Here is a 19560-nt window from a genome sequence, read left to right as displayed (position 1 = left end):
AAGCCATTACGGCTTGAAGGCGCGGGGATCGGCCGGACGCAGGAAGAAGTCATCCAGGTAGGACGGGTCATAGCCCCAACGCTTGGCGCCGACTTTCAGCCATTCGGCGCTGTCGAGGTTGCAATTCTCGTCCATCAACTTGGTGAGGTCTTCGTGGGTCAGTTTCACCGGATCGACGAGGATCGACTGGACCTTGGGACCCTGGCCCTGCAGGGTGCGCATCATAATATGCCACATCAGCTCGATGTCATCAGCCGGCGGCCAGAGCTGGAACGACGCGTTGATGTAGTTGGGGTTCTTGCGCCAGTAGCAGAGCGCGCCGAGTTCGCCGCCGATGGCGACCGGGATCTCGCCGCGACCAGCCTGCTGCACGGCGCGCAAGACGCCCATTTCAGCCGCCGACTGGACGACGATGCCGTCGAGCTTGCCGGGATTGGTGGCGAGCCATTTCTGCACTTCACCCTGGGCGACCTGGTCGGTCCACATGCCGGCGACGGAGCCGACCACCTTGATATCGGGAGAAGACGCAAGACCGGCGAGCACGCCGCGGTTCTGGCTGTCGGAGCCGGATGTTCCGGGGATGCCTTCGACGACGAGGACATTGCCCTTACCGCCGAGTTGATCGGCCATGGCCTTGCCGATTTCATAGCCGCCGACCTGATAGTTGACGGATGAGTTGATCGCATATTCGGAGGTGAGGTAGCCGGTCATGGAGAAAACCGGGACGCCCTTGTCCGCCGCATACTTGACCGATGCATTCAGCGCGGTCGGATTCGAGCAGCACAGAATGATGGCGTCCGCCCCTTGATCCACCAACTGCCGGATCTGCTGGATCTGGGTGGAGTCGTTGAGGTTTGATTGCGTGATCACCACTTCCGAGAGGAGTCCGAGCTTTTGCCACTCCGGAACGATCACCTTCTGCAGTTCATCCATGGCGGCGGCGCGCCAGGTGTTGCCGGCATAAGAGGAGGCGTAGCCGATCTTCCACGGCGGACCCTTTTTCGGCTTGAAGTCGCGCCACTTGCTGGGCCCGATTGGCTGCATGGGGTCCAGCATGTCCTTGTTGTAGAGGCGCTTGGCGACATCGGGGTTCAGCTCGTCGACGCCTTCGGCCAGCGACATCGTCGCGGAGGCGGCGACCATCACCGCCGCGCAGACCAATTTTTTCAGCATTCCAACTCTCCTCCTAGTTGAAGACGGACGATCCGTCCTGCGATCAGTCGTAAAAATCCTGAGGCGATTTTCGGAAACCGGGCCAGGTCACGGGGTCATGACCGGTCACCACCATGGCATTGGCGTCATGGGCGATGCGGCGCAGCTTGGCGACCGAATCCACCGCTTGGGTCGATGACGTCACCAGCCCCGGCAAAGCCTTGTTTTCCCAGTGATCGACCGTGTAGGCCGCATCGATCGTGAGCAGGATCGGGCCGCTTTCCGGCAGCGTGATCAGGAATGACTGGTGACCGGGAGAATGGCCGGGCGTATAGATCATCCGGATGACGCCATCGCCGAACAGGTCGAAATTGTCAGTGTATTCTCCGCCCAGGAATTTCCAGTTGAGCCCGGGCCGGTCGAAGTCGGCGCGGATATAGGCCCCGGCGGAAAACCAGTGCGGCTTGAACGCATAATCATATTCGCTGCGCTGCACGATGTGCTGCGCCTTTGGAAAGCGTCCGATTGCGCCGGTATGGTCGAGATGCAGATGCGACTGCACGACGTAACGCACGTCCTTGGGGCTCACATCCACCATCTTGAGCTGGTCGACGCAATTGTCGGCGATGGACATGACGGGATCGTAAGCGTCGACAACCGCGCCCCAATGCCCGCGCTTGTCTATGGCGGTCTCCACCGCATTGCCGCCGTCAATGACCACATTGCCTTGCGGATGCTTGATCAGAAACCAGGGCACAGGGATCTCGAAGTCGTCCTCGCCCTGGTTCATCTTGATGTATTTGGTCTTTGTTTTCAGCGTTCCCGTCTGGAACATATGCAATTCGATCCCCGAAGATTTGCGCCGCGCGCGGGACGCTTCCTTCGGGGCTGCGGAGAATTGTGGGCGCGGCGCCAAGGATGAGCTACCGGCGGCGCGTGATGGCGCCGAAGCCTCCGTCTCGATGCGCTGCCCCTTGTCGTCGAATTCGATGATCTTCATGGTTCTCTTCCCGCCTTCGGAATCGGTTTCAGGTGCGGGCTTCAATAAGCCGAAGCGCTTCTTTCAAATAGACCGCGAACAACGGATAGTTTTCGGACATTGGAAAGTGGCCGATATCCTCCATCTCGATGTAGATGCCGCCAGGGATCTGACGGGCGGTGTTCTCTGTCGCTTCAGGCGGGGTGAGATAGTCGTAGGTTCCGGTCATCATGATCACGGGGCAACGACGGGTATCGATATTGCCGAGCTTGCCGCGAAGATCATGGTCGATTGAATAGAAGAACAAGTCGCCTTTGAAGGCTTCCGAGCCTTGCGTGTAGTAGTGCCAGGTCAACCAACGATCCATGTCCGGGCTCTGCGGCGCCATGAGATCCCAAACCCCGCTCGCGCAGACCTGCGCAGCATTGGCGTGCGGATGGCGCCACCAGTCGAGGTAAAAGCCGGGGGCATGTTCGGCCGCTTCGACAGGGATCACGGCGCGGAATTTGTCGGGATGATTAAGGGCAAGCTGCAGGGCCACATTGCCGCCGAAGCTGGAGCCCATGAAGATCGGACGATCAAGCTCCAGCGCGTCGCAGAGCGTGATGATGAAATTCATATAGTGCCGTGCTGTCAGCACATACTCTTCCTTCCACCACTCCTTGTTAAGCGGCGGATCGGATTTGCCGTGCCGGGCGAGATCGTAGGCGATCACGTCATAATGCGACGTGATCGACTCGTCTTCCAGCAGCCCCCGCCATTGATGATTGTGACAACCCGCAGTGTGCTGACAGACCAGCGGCACGCCACTGCCGTTCCTCAGATAGAAGACTTTATACTCGAATCCGTCGACCTCGATGGTGACGTAGCGACCGATAACCGGAGAATGCTTGGCCATTCCGATGAATCCTGTAGGTGGGGGAACGTCTTCAGACCGGCACGCCGACCTTGCGAAGCAACTCGAACTGGACTGTGAAATTCCGCAGGTTCTGCATCATCACGAGAATATTGCCTTCGATCTTGAGATCGCGGCGAAAACTGGCGGACCAGATGCCGTGATACATCGGCTCCGGCACCGGCTTGGCGAATTCCCGCCATGTGGCGGCGCTGGCGCGGAGGGCGAAATCATAAGCGTCGAGCGGCTGAGGGTCGGTGTTGATGCTATGGACGCGGCCATCGCGGACATCCACGATCACCTTGGCCGCGCCCATGTCCCAAAGGTAGCGGCAGGTAAAATAACGCGCCATGGCCCCGATCGTCGGGTCCCGATCCGAGGCGTCTCCAAAACGGACTGCCCAGTCTCGCACATTCATGACCATGCCTGAAACCTCCACTTACACCCCACGCGGTCAGAACAACCACCGCATACAGCATTTCGATGTTAGTTCAATTAGCTGAACAATTTTCACTGGACTGGACGCTAGTCGGCGGGCTATACGAATGTCAAGAAGAAAATGATGCTCATCGAAATCACGGATCGCTTCATGGCTTCACAGACCAACAAGCCGCCGCAGTCGCCGGCGCTGGAGCGCGGCGCGCGTATTCTGGATATCGTGGCGCGATCGAAAACCTTTCTCAGTCTTTCCGACCTGTCTCGTGAATTGAAGATCGCCCGCTCCAGCGTGCACTCGCTGTGCCAGACACTGGTCAATCTGGAGCTCCTGATTCGGCGCAGCGACCAAACCTTCCAACTGGGTCCGCATGTCATGCGCTGGTCGAACGCCTTCACACTCCAATCCGACGTCGCAACCGAGTTTGCAGCGATATGGGATCAGGAAACTGGTTTGCCGGGGGCCACCATCACCCTCACCGTCCAGGACGGCGCAGAAGTGGTCTATATCGCCGCGCGCAACAATGAGCGTGCCCGCTCCTCTCTCGAATTCAGGGTGGGCATGCGCTTGCCGGCCGCCTTCACTGCCACCGGCAAAGCCTTTCTGAGCCATATGAGCGATTATGAAATCCGTCGCCTGTTTGCTCATGGCCTACCAGAGCCGCGAACGGCCCGCAGCGTTCGCAGCCTCGAGGAACTGCTTGGTGAAATGCGCGACATCAGGCGTGAAGGCTATAGTTGCGACGCGGAGCAGGTCGCCGAAGGCATGGTCTGCTATGGGGCAGCCGTGCTTGACGGCGGCAACCGACCGATCGCGGGCGTCGCCGTCAGCCTGTCGATTGATGCGAACGCCATGAGCAATCGCCGCGCCGTCATCGACAATGTCTTGCGCATGGCCGCAAAGCTCTCGCATCGCATGGGGGCGGATTTGTCGATCGCCGACGAGACGAGGGAGGACCACGCCGCCTCCCAGATGCAAAAATGAGATTCTGGGGCAAGTCGAGGGCCGCCCGAGGGCTTATCACACCCCGCTGATAGTGCCATCATCTCCAAGGGTTTGGGTAAGTCCGCATGAGGAGGGACAACGCAGGCCCAACCTTGGGAGGGGATCCATGCTTTGTTTCAGACAAGACGTGAGCGGCAGCGCTCATCGACCAACAAGATCACAGCTCTGGCGGCGCCGGATCGACAAGACGGACGCTGGCGACATCGACCTTCTGGACATCGGCAAGCCTGATGGCCACGCCGTGATCCTGATCACGCATGGACTTGGCAGCCTGGAATCGTTTGAGGAAATCGCCGAGGGTATGGAAGCGCGTTTTCCCGGGCGCCGCATCGTCGCCTATTCGCGGCCGGGTCGTGGCATGAGCCCCCTCAATCCCAATGTGGAGGCGTCTTCGCTCCTGACGTTTGAGGCGCTTCAGGCGCTGCCTGCCATCCTGAGCGCCCTTGGGATCGTCACGGTCGACCTCGTGGCGCATAGCGACGGCGCAGCCGTGGCCATGCTGTTTGCCTGCGCCAACCCGCTGAAAGTGGGAAGGATCGTTGGGATTTCGCCGCAAGTTCATGCTGATCGACTGTCGATAGATCAGCTTCGCGAGCTGGTCACGAACAACGATCACCTAGACGACGTCAAGCGGCTGGGAGCCGATCATGGCGATGTCGGGGTTGCCTCGCGCTGCTGGGTTGCCATGCATGATGCCCTGGCGGCAAATCCGGACCATGTGCTTGGCGGACTGGCGCGCATCGACGCGCCGATGCTTCTGGTGCAGGGATTGCGAGATGAAGGCACCCAGCACCAGATGTCGGCATTGTCGACCCGCGTGCGCGGCCCGATGAAATGGGTCATCCTGCGCAACGACGGTCACTTCCCACAGCATGACAGCACCGACATCGTTCTCGACCTTATTTGCGGGCATTTGCAGGATGTCGACGCCAAAGGCACAAGCGGGCGAAGGCAGACCCGCGCGGTGAGTTGATGCGGACCCGGATGCAGTCGAACCCGAACGCTCAAGCCGCTGCCGCTTCAATCGACGGCTTCAGCGCCCAGCCGCAGCGACAGCCGCTTGGCGAGGTCGCGGGCGTCGGCGCAGCCGCGTTCGATTGCTGCAGGGCCGAGTTCCTCCGAATCCATGCTGATGAGCACGGCAGCGACAGTTCGATTGAGCGAATTCACCACCGCCGCCCCGAAATTGGTCACGCCTCGCTGACACTGACCGATCTCAATGGCGACGCCACTCGCGCGAACAGCCTTCACTTCATCCAGCAACCCCTCGACATCGCCGACCGAGCGTTCGGTCAAGGATTGCGGAAACGACTTGAACGCCCGCATGATGTCGTGGTCGCTCCAGCGCGCGATGATCGCCTTGCCGGCGGCGCAGAAGGCGGCAGGCAGCCGCATGCCCGGCCGGACCATGAAGCGCTCGAGGGGGCCTCTCTGTCGCGCCGCGATGAACACGACGTCCATCTCGTCAAGAATGCAGAGCGACACCACAGCGTCCTGGAAGCTATCCGACTGGTCCCAAAGCGCCGCGAACTCCGCCGCGACATCCGTTTGCCGCTCGAACGCGTTCGACCATTTCAGCAGGTGAGGACCGAGAACGAAGGTCTGGTCAGGACGGCGGATGAGAAGACCGAGATGTGTCAGCGTCGTGCAAAGACCGTGGACTGTGCTCTTCGGCAACGCTGTTTCCCGCGCCAGATCGGAAATCGTCGGGTAACGTTTGGAGGAAGCCACGAGATCGAGAATGATCGAAGCGCGCTCCACGGCGGGGACAAGCTTCAGTCGCGTGGACTCGTCTTCCTCCAACTGGCTTCTCCCGCTTCTCTGGCTCCGGTCGATATCGTATCGCTTCAGCCCTGCGACAAGTCAATTCACGACTTGATTGCGCCGGCGGGTTCTGCTCTTTTTCAAACCGTCGACTTCTGTATAGTGCGCTCATGACCTCTGCCGTGCGTGTCGTGTTGGGAAGTTTTGGTCGAGTGGCGCTTGTCGAACTCGGTCATTGCCTCGTGCGTCATGCACATCCTCACTGCCACATGCTGTTCAAGGTCGGCGGCGCCAACTCGCACTTCTTTGTCGACGACGCGCCTGCGCCGCTCACCGACGAGTCGGTGGTTCTGGTCGACGCCTGGCGGCCGCATGAATTCGTGTTCCGGCCCGGCCAGCCTCCAACGCAGATTCTGGCACTCTACATCGAATCCGACTGGCTTGCGGCGCTGAACATTGGCTGCGCGGACTTCAATCCGCTCGACTTCTTCAAGGCAAGCTCGGGCCATGTTTCGCGGGAGACTTACCATCTCCTTATGGCCGCGGTCGATTGCCTGAATGGCGGCGCCCCGTCTCGCAGTGAGATGGAGGTCCTGCTCGCCCAACTCGTTCTCTCGACCATTCGCAGGTCCCATAGCGCCGGCGAGTCCGCGAGCAGGTTTGGGCGGCCTCAACTGTTCGACTGGCGGATCCGCAAGGCGGTCAAGCTCTTCCAGCAGAACAACGGCGATTTCGACAAGATCGACGCGATTGTGTCTGAAATCGGCATGAGCCGCGCAAACTTCTTCCGCCAATTCAAGGCCTGCACGGGAATGTCGCCCGGCCTGTTCCAGAACGTCGTGCGTCTCGAACAGGCCATTCGCCTGACGGTGGTCTCGCAGGATTCGCTGAGCGCCACCGCAAGCAGTCTCGGCTTTTCAGATCCCGCTCACTTCAGCCGCTTCTTCCGCAACCACACCGCCGTCTCTCCTCGCCTATATAGACAAGGAGCCTCTGAATGGCTGTCACGGTGACGACGTGATGCGTTTTTTTGACTTGTATCCGTGAACCTGGCCAGCCAGGCTAGACAATGGCGACGTCGATTGGCTTGAAAATGCTTCTCTAGTTCGTGAATTAAATTTAAGGCCTATACCTAGCTGCGTATCCAATTTTGGATTGCGAGCCCTGCGCTTCGTTTGGCAAATCACTCGCAACCCATTGATTTTATTTAATCCTTAAATGGGTGATTTGGGAAAATAGTGTCTAATAATCAATTCCGCGGCACGGACTCTGACTCCGTTAGTCCTGGTTCGAATCCAGGTTCCCCAGCCAATTGTATCAAAAGCCATGTAATTCCTCGATTTTCCAGTCGTGTCAGATCCCGTTTTGGCGTCATTTGCGACCTGACGCCCTGAACTGGCGCCCCCAGGCGATGCTCAGCCGAAATCTGGCGAGGTGGAACCTCGAGGATCGATACGAGGTTTGTTCGTCATGGCTGTGCGCCACGAGGTCGAGATTCTCGTCCGTCGCGCGAAACATCTTCTATTTGCTCGCCCGCGTTCCGGCCGCTTTCACTCACTGCGAGCCCGGCAGCCGGCTTTCTTCTACCCTTCCTTGTTCAAATGATGGGAAGGCGCGTGGGGTCAGATTTGCCGAACGCAACCGGCGATAGGAGCAGACATCTCCTCCGCGGCCGGCCCACCAGGAATGGCGGGATACGTTCCCCATCCGATGCGCGTCTACGCATCCAGGCGCGAGTTTAATGGAATGACGAAGCTGAAACTGGTTCCCACGGGCTCGGCGACGGCGGTCAGGACGCCGTGATGGGCCTCAACAATCGACTTGCAGATCGCAAGGCCCATTCCCATGCCCGAGGTTTTCGTCGTGAACATCGGTTCGAAGATCCGTGATGCGATCTCCGGCGCGATCCCTTTGCCGAAGTCCCGCACAGTCACCGAGATCTCGGTTGAGCCGCGCCTGGAGACAATCTCGATCCTGCGTTCTTGTTCGGGAAGATCGTTCATCGCCTCCATGCCGTTGTAGAGGAGATTCAAGACCACCTGCTTCAACTGAGTGGCGTCGCCCCAAACGACCGCGCCTGCTGCTGCGAGGTGAAGGCGAACGTCGGCGCCGTGGCTCGAAACCTCGGAGCGCGCAATACGCAGCACTTCCTGGATGACTTCGTCGACGTCGACGGGCTGTTCGACTTTCGGGGCCTGTTTGGAAAGAGCGCGCAGGGCGCGGATGATGTCATGGGCGCGCGAAACGCTGGCCTCGATTTCGTTCAAGACGATCAAGGTCTCGGCGATGTCGGGCACGGGGCGGCCGAGCCAGCGCAGGCCGGCGCCCGCGTTCGACGCAATGGCAGACAAGGGCTGACCGAGTTCATGCGTGACGGAGGCGGCGATACCGCCCAGCAGGGTCAGACGCGCATTCTTTTCGAGTTCGGCTCTGGCGCCTGCGAGCGCCTGCTCGCTCCGGGAGCGCAGTTCGTTTTCCTGCAGAAGCTTTGTGTAGAGCCTGGCGTTTTCGAGCGAGATCGCCGCCTGTGAAGCCAGGAGCTTGAGGAACGCCACGGTGTCAGCGGCGAAAACGCCCTCGAGATAGTCGTTCTGAAGGCAGAGCAATCCGGTCAGTTCCCCGCGGCGCAAAAGCGGCACGCAGAGGATAGAGCGGCCCGCGGCGGATTCTGTGTCGACGGTCCAGGCGCCGAAATCGGACCCGGATATGACGAAGGGGTTCGGGTCTGGAGCGCCCGGTCGATCACGGAATAAGGTGGACGCAGGCCATAGCGATCCGGATCGGCGACGCTGACGCGGACGCAGTCGCCCTCGGTCCAGGCGGACGCCTCCGCCTCCAGCCCGCCATCGCCGATCTTCAGCAGCAGCCCGCGATTGGCGCCTGCGTGGACCAGCATTCGGGTCATCAGGGTCTCGATCACCCGATCGAGGACAATCTCCTCCGACAACGCGAGCGAGGTTCCGAGGACGGTGTCGAGGTCGCCGCCGGCGGAGGCCAGGGCGGCCCCGGAAGACGCGCGCCGGGTCGCATCCGGCGTCGTTGACGTCACGATGCGTCTCGCCTTGTAAGCGGCGCCCCAGCGCTCATACGCTGCCGAGGCAAGTGACAGATAGGCGTTGGCGCCGATCCGATTGCCCATCTCCAGGCAGCAGGCTCCGGCGCGCTCGAGCGCCAGCGCATGCTCGTGCTCGAAGCGGGAGGACCTGGCCGCGGCGGCGGCTTTTTCATAGAGGACAAGAGCCTCGGCGAAATTCCGGTTCCTGCGGGCAATCTCGGCATCGAGGAGCAGCAGCTTGTCGGCGAAATTCAACGGGTTCAGGTCCGCCCAAAGCGCGAGGCGGGCGCGGACCTCACCAAGCCTCGCGTCCTCCCGGCTCTGCGTCTCCCCGCCTCGCTCCAGGGCGGCCAGGGCCAGGCCGAGATAGAATTTGCAGAAGCCGGTGTCGACATGGGCCAGCAGGAAGATGCCGAGGGCGTCGGCTGCGAGGAGTTTCTCGACCGCCGCTGCGTGGCGCCGTTATAGTAGAGCGAGGTCCCGTCATAGAACGAAACCCAGAACGCCGTCGTCGGCGACACAACGGGCGCGGTCTGTGCGAGGCTCGCCGCAGGCGCCCCCTCGGCCAGGTCGACGACCAGGCGGAGTTGAGCCGCCAGGATATGCTCGATGTCCGTGTAACCGAAGCGCCGGGTGACAGCGATCGACTCTTCCGCCTCGCGCCGGATGTTGGGAATTTCGTCTCCCATGGCGATGAGATCGGAAACGAGGTGGTTGCGCGCATAGCACATCCAGCCGACATCGCCGGCCGCATGGGCCGCATCGAGGGCTTCGCGGACGCGTTCGAGGGCGTAAGGCAGAGACCGGGTCCAGGGCGCGACCTGATCCACCGCCAGCAGGACCGAGGTCCGATGCTCCTCGAAGCCGTGTTTGTCGACGAGCGCACGGGCCGCGAGGCAGAAGTCGAGACCATCGGCATAGGCGTCGTATTTGTCGGAGATGATCGCGCCGAACCAGGCGAGGCCGTGCGTGGATTCGGGACTTGCCCCATGATCGAGAGTGAGCTCCACCATCTTGGCGAGGTGCAGAAAGCGCAGGCCGTCCGTCGTGAAGACCGACGAGATGAGCGGCGCGAGCAGCGACATGGCGGCTCGAATACGCCGATCTTCCATGACGGGCACATGTTCGAGATCGGAAATCCGTCGCCCGTCCAACCGCTGCCGGATGGCTCGGTAGGCCTCGTCCTGCTCGTCGTCGCTAGAGCCGCGCGCGAGTTTGACGCCGAGCTCGTCGAGACCCAGCAACGCCTCGTCGATCGAGCCTTCGTAGTCGGATTTCAGCGTGAGCAGGTTTGCGCGGAGACGGAAGACGTCGCTCCTGTCCAGAGCGGATCTCGCATATGGAAGGAGTTCCTTGAGCCGGGTTTCGGCTGCTTCAAGCGAGGCCGCGCCCAGCAACGCCTCGCACAACAGAATATGCGCCCGGAACGCCAGCGCGTAGTCGTCTTCCCAGAGATCTTCCTGGATCAGGCTGACGGCGGTCTCGCCGTAGCGGACCGCCTGACCAAAGGCTGCCGACCGCCTTGCGTGGCCAAGCGCAGCCAGAAGCGCCCCGATGAACAGCTTACGCTTTTCGATCGGCAGATGTTCGTCTCTACATTGCTCGATCTGATTGGCCATGGCAAAGGCCGAGGCGTTCGTCGGGCCGTCCGACAGCGACATCATCACATCGACCAGATGCAGATGGCGCGCGCGCCGTTCTTCCGCATCGAGCAGCGAATAGGCCGCCTCCTGGATGCGATCATGGGCGAAACTCAGTTTCGCCGGCGACGGGACGACGAATCCGGAACGCGCCAAAGGTGCGGCGAGCTGGGCCAGGCTTTCGGCAGACAGGCCGAGGGCGCTGGCGAGAACGGTCTTTTCCGCTTCGGGGCCGATGCAGGCCATCGTCTGCAACAGCCGAAGCGCTTCGGCCCCCTCCTTTTCGAGACGGTCGGTGACGAAGGAGATGATGTTCTCGCTTGCGGGATAGCGCGCCACGTCTTCGACCCGGCAACGCCATGCCCTCCGACCAGAGGAGAAATAGACGACGCCGTCCTGCACCAGAGCCTGCAGCAGCCTTCGCAGGTAGAATGGATTTCCCCCTGTCTTCTGGTGCAAGGTTTCGGCGAGATCCGCGAGACCGTCCGGGGCGTCCGAGAAGATCGTTTCGAGCATCTGGCGGGTGGATTGAAGGGAGAGCGGGCGCAAATAGAGCTCGGCCAGTTCGGCCATGGACATGCGAGCATCCGCCAGGAGCCGTTCCGACAAGGCTTGCGCCTCTCCGGACTGGTCGCGCCGGGCAACGACCAGGAGCAGCCCCGTGACCGGCTCGCTTATGAGCGCCGAAAGGAACGAGCGGGTGGCTTCATCGGCCCATTGTATGTCATCGAGAAACAGGACGAGTGGCCTGATGGTCGCTGCAGCGACCGACAGAACCGTGCGCAACGCCCGCTGCAGGCGAAGCTGGACCAGTGGACCGGTTGGCTCCGTTCGCATCGACTGCGGACCGGTGAGAATTTCCATGGAAGGCAGGAGGTCAACGAGCAGCGCGGCGTTGCCCTGCAACTCGCGAGCAAGAGCCTTGCGGAGCGACGCCAGCGTCGAATGGTCGGCGCGCATCGCCGCGTCGATGAAGCCGCTGATCGCCTGCACGATCGGGGCATAGGGCAATTCCGACTGATGCTGGTCGCTTTTGCCTTGAAGGAACAGCGCCTGTTCGGCGGCCCCTTTTCCGAGGCTCTGGATGAGGCTGGACTTGCCGACGCCGGGCTGGCCGTGCACCGAGATCATCGACGGCTTGCCGTGATCCAGAAAACGCTCGAGCACGTTGGCGAGGATCTCTTCCTCCTCGCCACGGCCGAAAAGCGTCGAGGTTCCGAGCTGCGCGAAGGGTGTGTCGACGCGACCGATCTCGAAATCGCCGATGGCTCGGTTTTCGCGCCATTCCTGTTCGCAGCGCGAAAGATCGACCTCCAGCGCGAGGGCCGTCTGGTATCGAGCGGTCGGCTCCTTGGCGAGCAGACGCTTGAGGATCTGCCCGATCACCGGCGGCAGGTCCGGGAACATGCCGCTGGCGTCCATCGGCGCAAGCGCAAGATGGGCATGGCGCCATTCCACCGGGGAGTTGGCCGCCAGCGGAAAGATCCCGGTCAGATGCCTGAACAGGATCATGCCGAGCGCATAAAGGTCGCTGCGACTGTCGTATTGCGGGGCTACGGGCCTCAATTGCTCGGGTGCGCGATAGATGATGTCATTGATGACGCCGAGCGGCTGCCCGGACGCAGTCGTCGACGCCGCCCTCAACCGAAGGTCGCCATGGCCATCGATGGCAAAGTCGATGGGATGCAGCGACCCCAGCGCCGCGCCGTCGGCATGCGCAGCCGCGAGCGTTCGGACCATCGAAAGCGCCAAGGGTAAAAACTCGGCCAGGGGCGCGCGCGAAGGCGACTGAAGCTCGAGACCGATGCTCGCGCTGTCGAACACCAGCAGGCGATGCTCGGCCTCCTCCAGTATGGCCACCGGTGCGTCGAGCCACGCATCCGAATTGGCGTAGCGACGCAGGGGGCCATCGGCCTGCGACGACCGCGCTCCGTCTCTGGCGTAAGGCAGGCTGAGCGCATCCCAAGCGGAGGAACCTTGGGAGAGGCGATACAAATTGACCGACAAGGACTGCCAGACGGTTACACGGCTGCAGGCTTGCAGCCAGGTTTCGTCAAGCGCTTGCACTGCCGCAGTTGATGGCACCTCGATCTCCGAATATCAAAACTCCTCTTGTCAGAGGAGCAGTTGGATCCCGTATTCTGTCTATCGACCATCCCAAATAACAGCCAGCACTTCGAACAGAAACAGTTAGTTTTTGTCAGATCTGGTTCTCCGCCATGATCTCGCGGAAGGGCCCGGAGGCGTCGTCGCGACATCGCTCTCAACGAACGAGCGACCCTCGCGGCTCCGGTCGCTCGCCAAGATCGACGAAACGTCCAAAACGGCCGAGTAACCGACAAGAGACGCTCGGCTTCCGCTGGCATTCTCTCCTCGTCAAAGCTTCTCTCAAGCACCGAGGACACGAAAAATGACCATTGAAGCCAAAGCCGCTCCCGGCGCCCGCCTCCTGACCGCAGCCGATCACACGCTGATCATGATCGACTTTCAGTCCCAGATGGCCTTTGCCACGAAGAGCATCGATGCCGTCAACCTGCGCACCAATGCCGCGCTCGTCGCCAATGCCGCCAAGACCTTCGACGTCTCGACCATCCTGACCACGGTCGCCGAAAAGAGCTTCTCCGGCCCGATGTTCGACGAGATCACGAGCGCTTTCCCCGGTCGGCCGATGCTGGACCGCACGTCTATGAACACCTGGGAAGACGCGGCCGTCATCGCCGATGTCAACCGCATCGCCAAGAAGCGGATCGTGCTTTGTGGCCTCTGGACGAGCGTGTGCATCGTCGGCCCCGCCCTTTCGGCGCTCGACCAGGGTTTCGACGTCTATGTCATCGCCGACGCCTGCGGCGACGTGAGCGCGGAAGCGCATGACCGCGCCATGGATCGCATGGTGCAGGCCGGCGCCCAGCCGATGACCTCGCTCCAGTATCTGCTCGAATTGCAGCGCGACTGGGCGCGCGCGGAGACCTATGAGGCGACGACCGGCATCGCGAAGAAACTCGGCGGCGCCTACGGCCTCGGCGTGACCTACGCCAAGACGATGTTCAACGCGGCCGAAGGTCACTGACGCGGTCACCGCCTGTCGTTCCGCGTCCCGCCTCCCAACCGGAACGACCAACCACGCCTGGCGCGGCTCCCCTCCCGCGCCAGGCGTAGGTGGACCATGCGCCGACAACTCCACGACATGCAGTCGATCTTACGCCGAAAGGAAACGGTGATGAAACTCTACCTCATCTCACTCGCAGCAGGCCTGCTCGTCGGCGTGATCTACGGCGTGCTCAACGTGCGCTCCCCTGCCCCGCCGGTCATCGCGCTGGTCGGCCTTCTCGGCATCCTGATCGGCGAACAGATCGTGCCGCTCGCCAGAGGCGCTCTCGTCCGGCAACCGATCACCTCATTGCTCCCGAAGCAACCCGAAGCACGGACCACGACGGACCTCGGCGAGACCCGCAGGCCGCAGGACCGGGCGGGCTGAGCTTTCAGCTCGAGCCCCGATGCCCTCCCATGTCGAAAGGAATATTGTGATGGATGCCGACCTCATCCTCTACCACGGACTCGTGACCACGCTCGACCGCTCCAACCCGTCGGCAACGGCGATTGCGATCAAGGACGGCAAGTTTCTCGCCGTTGGCGCCGACGCCGAGATCATGAGACATGCCGGGCCGCAGACGAAGACCGTCGATTTGCGCGGCAAACGCGTTTTGCCTGGACTCAACGACAATCACACCCATGTCGTTCGCGGCGGGCTCAACTTCAACATGGAACTGCGCTGGGACGGGATTCGCTCGCTTGCCGATGCGATGGACATGCTGCGGCGCCAGGTGGCGGTGACGCCGGCTCCCCAATGGGTGCGGGTGATCGGCGGTTTCACCGAGCATCAGTTCGTCGAGAAGCGCTTGCCGACAATCGACGAAATCAATGCGATCGCGCCCGACACGCCCGTCTTCCTGCTGCATCTCTACGACCGCGCCCTCCTCAACGCCGCCGCCTTGCGCGCCGTCGGCTACACCAAGGAGACGAAAGATCCCCCGGGCGGCGAGATCACGCGAGACGCCGCCGGCAATCCGACCGGGCTGCTGCTCGCCAAACCCAATGCCGGCCTTCTCTACGCCACGCTGGCCAAGGGGCCGAAGCTTCCCTTCGACTATCAGGTGAATTCGACGCGCCACTTCATGCGTGAGCTCAACCGTCTCGGGGTTACCGCCGTCATCGACGCCGGCGGCGGGTTCCAGAACTATCCGGACGACTACGCCGTCATCCAGAAGCTGGCGGACGAGGGTCTGCTGACTGTCAGGCTCGCCTACAATCTGTTCACGCAAAAGCCCAAGGAGGAGAAGGAAGACTTTCTCCGTTGGACCTCGTCGGTCACCTACAAGCAGGGCAACGACTACTTCCGCCACAACGGGGCCGGCGAGATGCTGGTCTTCTCCGCCGCCGATTTCGAAGACTTCCGCCAGCCGCGCCCGGACATGCCGCCGGAGATGGAAGACGATCTCGAAGAGGTGGTGCGCGTGCTTGCGCAGAACCGCTGGCCGTGGCGCATGCATGCGACCTATGACGAGACCATCTCGCGGGCGCTCGACGTCTTCGAAAAGGTCGACCGCGACACGCCTCTCGACGGCATCAACTGGTTCTTCGACCATGCGGAAACAATTTCCGATCGCTCGATTGATCGGGTTGCGGCTCTCGGCGGCGGGATCGCCGTGCAGCACCGCATGGCCTATCAGGGCGAATACTTCGTCGAGCAATACGGCCATGGCGCCGCCGAAGCAACGCCGCCGATCGCCAAGATGCTGGATCGCGGCGTGCATGTGTCTGCAGGCACCGATGCGACCCGCGTCGCCTCCTACAACCCCTGGGTCTCGCTCGCATGGATGATCACAGGCAAGACCGTGGGCGGCATGAACCTCTATCCGCGGCAGAACTGCCTGGACCGGGAGACGGCGCTGCGCATGTGGACCGAAAAGGTCCAGTGGTTCAGCAATGAAGAAGGGCGCAAGGGTCGGATCGAGGCTGGACAGTTCGCCGACCTGATCGTACCGAGCAAGGACTATTTCTCCTGCTCCGAGGACGAGATTTCCTTCCTGACCTCCGACCTCACCATCGTCGGCGGCAAGGTCGTCTATGGCGCCGGGGACTTCAGCGGGATCGACGCGCCGCCAATTCCTCCCGCCATGCCCGACTGGTCGCCCGTGAGAGCTTTCGGCGGCTATGCCGCCTGGGGTGAACCGCAAGGGGCGGGACGAAACTCCCTGCGACGCCACGCGATCTCGTCCTGCGGCTGCGCCAAGGACTGCGGCGTGCATGGCCACGATCATGCGGGCGCCTGGACCTCCAGCCTTCCCATCGGCGACCTCAAGGGATTCTTCGGCGCGCTCGGCTGCTCGTGCTGGGCTGTGTAGGAAGAAGACGATGACGGCGATGGGCGATGCCTCAGGGCCAGGCGCGCAAAGGCCCGAGCGATCCCTTCTCCGAGCATCTCGGCAGGTCGCAGCCTTTCTTCTCGCCGCCCGACGGCGAGCGGCCAAACATCCAAAAAACCGGCCGAGGCGACAAGAGCGCGCGGCGGCCAAGCCTTAGTCTCGGATCATCCAATCAGCAGGAACCAAGCGATGGATCAGAAATACGAATTCCTCATGTCTCGGCGGCAGGCACTGCTCGCGGGCGCCACCCTTTCGCTGGCAACGACGCTCCCGGTCTTTGCCTCGGAAACCCTCAACGCACTTCAACAGGAAGGAACGATATCAATGACCGAGAACTTCGTCACCACCAAGGACGGCGTCGACATCTTCTACAAGGACTGGGGTCCGAAGGATGCGCAGCCGATCGTCTTCCATCACGGCTGGCCTCTTTCGTCCGACGACTGGGATGCGCAGATGCTGTTCTTCCTTCTGAACGGCTACCGCGTCGTCGCCCATGACCGCCGTGGCCATGGCCGGTCGCAGCAGGTGAGCGAGGGTCACGATCTCGACCACTACGCCGCCGACGCCTCGGCCGTTTTCGAAAAGCTCGACCTGCGCAACGCTGTTCACATCGGCCATTCCACCGGCGGCGGCGAAGTGGCCCGCTATGTCGCCAACTTCGGCGAACCTCAGGGCCGTGTCGCGAAAGCCGTCCTGGTCGCCGCCATCCCGCCGATCATGGTGAAGACCGAAGCCTATCCGGGCGGCTTGCCGATCGAAGTATTCGACGGTTTCCGCGCCGCCCTTGCCGCCAACCGGGCGCAGTTCTTCCGCGACGTGCCGGCAGGCCCGTTCTACGGCTTCAATCGCGACGGCGCGACCGTGCATGAAGGCGTGATCCAGAATTGGTGGCGCCAGGGCATGATGGGCGGCGCCAAGGCCCATTACGACGGCATCAAGGCCTTCTCGGAAACCGACCAGACAGAAGACCTCAAGAACATCTCCGTGCCGACGCTGGTGATGCATGGCGACGACGACCAGATCGTTCCGATCGCAGCTTCCGCCGAGATCTCGGTCAAGTTGCTCAAGAACGGCACGCTCAAGGTCTATAAGGGCTTCTCGCACGGCATGCTGACCGTCAATGCCGACGTCATCAATCCGGACCTTCTGGCCTTCGTCAAGAGCTGAGATCGATCCTTCAAACGGGCCGCCGCCTCACCCGCGGCGGCCTTTGCTTGTCTGCGCCCCGGGTGCTCCGTAGCGGGGCTTTCCGTCGCGACGGATGGCGCAACCGCGTCGGGACGCGCCCGCACGTCCTCAGGTCTCGGATTGAATGCTGATCGCTTTTTCGATGCAGGCGATCAGAGCTTCCGCCTGATAAGGTTTTTGAAGCACGCAGACGGGCGCCTCGATCTGCTGACGGACGGGGCCTTCGGCAAAGGCCGTAATGAAGATGACCGGCACGGGGTCATGGCGTTCGCGCAAGGCTACGAAAAGCTCGACGCCGGTCATTCCCGGCATTTGCACATCCGAAATCAGACAGGCTGAGCGACCATTGCTCGTCGAATGGAGGAAATCCTCGGCGGAAGAGAAGGTCGCGACGTCGAAGCCGCAGGATCGCAGGAGGCTGCTTGTTGCGCGAAGCACTTCGACCTCGTCGTCGATCACTGAAATCAGCCTGGAAGCATGCACCTTGATCTGCCAATCTCCGGCCGAAACCGGGTTTACCTCGCATGCCTTGATATAACGGTTTTATAACTTTATCGATTATACCTGAGTTTATCGCCCTGCGGGCGCACTCTGGTTTCGCGCGATGGCCTCCGACATTTTCACCAGATCGGCGAAGGTTTTGGCCATCATCTTGCGCATGATCTTGCCGCGATGGATCTTGACGGTGATCTCGCTCAGATCGAGCTCACCGGCAATCTGCTTGTTCATCAGGCCGCTTGTCGCCATTTCCATGATCTGGCGCTCCCGCGGGGTGAGCGAGAAAAATCGCTCCTTCAGTTCCGCCTCGAGCTTGGCCTCGCCCTTGGCCGCAGCCCGAGTCAGGCAGGCGGCGGCGACGGCGTCGAGCATGTCCTGATCCCTGAAGGGTTTCGGCAGGAAGTCTGCGGCCCCGGCCTTCATCGCCCTGACCGACATCGGGATGTCGCCATGGCCGGTTACGAAGACGATCGGGATTTCGACGCCCATCTCCGAAAGTTTCTGCTGGAAATCGAGGCCGCTGGTGAAGGGAAGGCGAACGTCGAGGATCAGGCAATCGGCGTCTTCCAGGCTTTGCACATCGCGGCAGAGGTCAAGCGGGGCGGCATAGCACTTCACCCGGTAGCCGACCGAGCGCAGCAGGCTATCGACGGAACTGCGGACGAGCTGCTCGTCATCGACGACCAGAACGAGGGGGCTCACGGACATCCTTCGCCTTCCACGGCTAATGAGTATTTAGCCTGTTTAAAACCGGCGCCGAGGCCGCCGCAACTATACACAGGTATGCGAAGCTAGCACTGCAGTCTGACGCCGATCAATTCCCGTACAATTTTCTTGAAGCGCTGTTCGCACGAAGATCGTCCCATACATCAAAGCGAATGGGGATCGTTATGTCAGCACTTCAGTTTCAGATCGACGACAGCCTTCACCGCGCGCCGGGCGGCGCCGCTTCGCCGGCCTCGCAACACAACCATCTCACCCGCCTGCTCGCGCATGTGATGTCCCTCGTGGAGCAGAACGACGACACCGCGATCGACCTTATCCGGAAAGCGTCCGCGCTCGTCGCCAGCCCTGACTTGCCCGCAAACCCAGCGCGCTCGATGCGCGGCGGGTTGGCTCCCTGGCAGGTCAGTCGAGTCAGGCGGCACATCGACGAAGAGCTTACAGGACGCATCAATATCGACGACCTGGCCCAGATCACGCGCCTGAGCACCAGCTATTTCTCCGCCGCCTTTCGCGCCAGCTTCGGAACATCTCCGCACGACTATATCTGCCGGCGGCGCATCGATCATGCCAAGCAGTTGATGCTGACCACCGACACGCCCCTATGCGAAATTGCGCTCGATTGCGGCTTCGCCGACCAATCGCATCTCTGCCGCGTCTTTCGGCGCGTCACGGGCCAGACCCCGGCCGCCTGGCGGCGCAACGGGTGGATCGCCTGAAGACGGTGTCCGCCTTGCCCGTTTGGTTGTCCTGCTGCACGCGGCTCTGCGTGCGACGACGCGATAGTCGGGCAGTCCCCCCA

At 61.7% G+C, this 19560-nt stretch carries 18 protein-coding genes; 8 read left to right on the top strand and 10 right to left on the bottom strand.

The genetic code is table 11. The features are described 5' to 3' along the window. Positions 1-6 precede the first annotated feature (6 nt). From H2O14_RS15295 to H2O14_RS15280, 4 genes are all read right to left on the bottom strand, one after another. Positions 7-1173, bottom strand: a complete 1167-nt coding sequence (locus H2O14_RS15295) for an ABC transporter substrate-binding protein (RefSeq protein WP_182828326.1) — start codon at positions 1171-1173, stop codon at positions 7-9. Positions 1174-1216: 43 nt separating this feature from the next. Then, positions 1217-1987 carry an N-acyl homoserine lactonase AttM gene (gene attM / locus H2O14_RS15290; RefSeq protein WP_182829395.1) on the bottom strand — a complete coding sequence of 257 codons (771 nt, stop codon included), beginning with the start codon at positions 1985-1987 and terminating at the stop codon, positions 1217-1219. A 193-nt stretch (positions 1988-2180) separates the two neighbouring features. Further along, entirely contained in the window at positions 2181-3029 is an 849-nt protein-coding gene (locus H2O14_RS15285) for an alpha/beta fold hydrolase (protein WP_182828325.1), read from the bottom strand. A 31-nt stretch (positions 3030-3060) separates the two neighbouring features. Beyond that, positions 3061-3378, bottom strand: coding sequence for a hypothetical protein (locus H2O14_RS15280; protein WP_210275457.1), 318 nt, complete (start codon positions 3376-3378; stop codon positions 3061-3063). Between the two features lie 210 nt (positions 3379-3588). On the opposite strand from H2O14_RS15280, the gene H2O14_RS15275 reads away from it, so the two are divergent. Together H2O14_RS15275 and H2O14_RS15270 are read left to right on the top strand one after the other, a co-directional pair. Then, entirely contained in the window at positions 3589-4446 is an 858-nt protein-coding gene (locus tag H2O14_RS15275; protein WP_182828323.1) for an IclR family transcriptional regulator, read from the top strand. A gap of 127 nt (positions 4447-4573) precedes the next feature. Further along, positions 4574-5440, top strand: coding sequence for an alpha/beta fold hydrolase (locus H2O14_RS15270; RefSeq protein WP_182828322.1), 867 nt, complete (start codon positions 4574-4576; stop codon positions 5438-5440). 47 nt (positions 5441-5487) lie between these two features. Here H2O14_RS15270 and H2O14_RS15265 read toward each other — a convergent pair whose 3' ends face one another. Further along, positions 5488-6270 (bottom strand): IclR family transcriptional regulator, encoded by a 783-nt coding sequence (locus tag H2O14_RS15265; protein ID WP_182828321.1) that lies wholly within the window; start codon positions 6268-6270, stop codon positions 5488-5490. A 173-nt stretch (positions 6271-6443) separates the two neighbouring features. Between H2O14_RS15265 and H2O14_RS28900 the strand changes: the two genes are divergently transcribed. Then, positions 6444-7244, top strand: coding sequence for a helix-turn-helix transcriptional regulator (locus H2O14_RS28900; RefSeq protein WP_182828320.1), 801 nt, complete (start codon positions 6444-6446; stop codon positions 7242-7244). Between the two features lie 705 nt (positions 7245-7949). Here H2O14_RS28900 and H2O14_RS15255 read toward each other — a convergent pair. Genes H2O14_RS15255 through H2O14_RS15245 form a run of 3 tightly spaced genes read right to left on the bottom strand, consistent with a single transcriptional unit; the run spans position 7950 to position 13011 of the window. Further along, positions 7950-8870: an ATP-binding protein gene (locus H2O14_RS15255; RefSeq protein ID WP_182828319.1), complete on the bottom strand. Its 921-nt coding sequence runs from the start codon at positions 8868-8870 to the stop codon at positions 7950-7952. Further along, positions 8843-9541 carry a hypothetical protein gene (locus H2O14_RS15250; RefSeq protein ID WP_182828318.1) on the bottom strand — a complete coding sequence of 233 codons (699 nt, stop codon included), beginning with the start codon at positions 9539-9541 and terminating at the stop codon, positions 8843-8845. The genes H2O14_RS15255 and H2O14_RS15250 overlap by 28 nt, the downstream gene beginning before the upstream one ends. A gap of 5 nt (positions 9542-9546) precedes the next feature. Then, positions 9547-13011, bottom strand: a complete 3465-nt coding sequence (locus H2O14_RS15245) for an ATP-binding protein (RefSeq protein ID WP_182828317.1) — start codon at positions 13009-13011, stop codon at positions 9547-9549. Positions 13012-13336: 325 nt separating this feature from the next. On the opposite strand from H2O14_RS15245, the gene H2O14_RS15240 reads away from it, so the two are divergent. From H2O14_RS15240 to H2O14_RS15225, 4 genes are all read left to right on the top strand, one after another. Beyond that, entirely contained in the window at positions 13337-13993 is a 657-nt protein-coding gene (locus H2O14_RS15240; RefSeq protein WP_182828316.1) for a hydrolase, read from the top strand. A gap of 150 nt (positions 13994-14143) precedes the next feature. Beyond that, positions 14144-14401, top strand: a complete 258-nt coding sequence (locus H2O14_RS15235; RefSeq protein WP_182828315.1) for a DUF1427 family protein — start codon at positions 14144-14146, stop codon at positions 14399-14401. 49 nt (positions 14402-14450) lie between these two features. Then, positions 14451-16328: an amidohydrolase gene (locus H2O14_RS15230; RefSeq protein WP_182828314.1), complete on the top strand. Its 1878-nt coding sequence runs from the start codon at positions 14451-14453 to the stop codon at positions 16326-16328. 345 nt (positions 16329-16673) lie between these two features. Beyond that, positions 16674-17516 (top strand): alpha/beta fold hydrolase, encoded by an 843-nt coding sequence (locus H2O14_RS15225; RefSeq protein ID WP_409526923.1) that lies wholly within the window; start codon positions 16674-16676, stop codon positions 17514-17516. A gap of 129 nt (positions 17517-17645) precedes the next feature. Here H2O14_RS15225 and H2O14_RS15220 read toward each other — a convergent pair whose 3' ends face one another. Both H2O14_RS15220 and H2O14_RS15215 read right to left on the bottom strand, forming a co-directional pair. Continuing rightward, positions 17646-17996: a response regulator transcription factor gene (locus tag H2O14_RS15220; protein ID WP_263823747.1), complete on the bottom strand. Its 351-nt coding sequence runs from the start codon at positions 17994-17996 to the stop codon at positions 17646-17648. Positions 17997-18107: 111 nt separating this feature from the next. Next, positions 18108-18743, bottom strand: a complete 636-nt coding sequence (locus H2O14_RS15215) for a response regulator transcription factor (protein ID WP_182828312.1) — start codon at positions 18741-18743, stop codon at positions 18108-18110. A gap of 182 nt (positions 18744-18925) precedes the next feature. On the opposite strand from H2O14_RS15215, the gene H2O14_RS15210 reads away from it, so the two are divergent. Continuing rightward, complete coding sequence (locus H2O14_RS15210; protein WP_182828311.1) at positions 18926-19477, top strand: helix-turn-helix transcriptional regulator; 552 nt, start codon at positions 18926-18928, stop codon at positions 19475-19477. Positions 19478-19560: the final 83 nt, after the last annotated feature.

This window comes from Rhizobium sp. G21 (genome assembly GCF_014158035.1).
In the GTDB taxonomy this organism is placed as follows: Bacteria; Pseudomonadota; Alphaproteobacteria; order Rhizobiales; family Rhizobiaceae; genus Rhizobium_E.
This window is presented reverse-complemented; position numbering and strand designations above follow the sequence as displayed.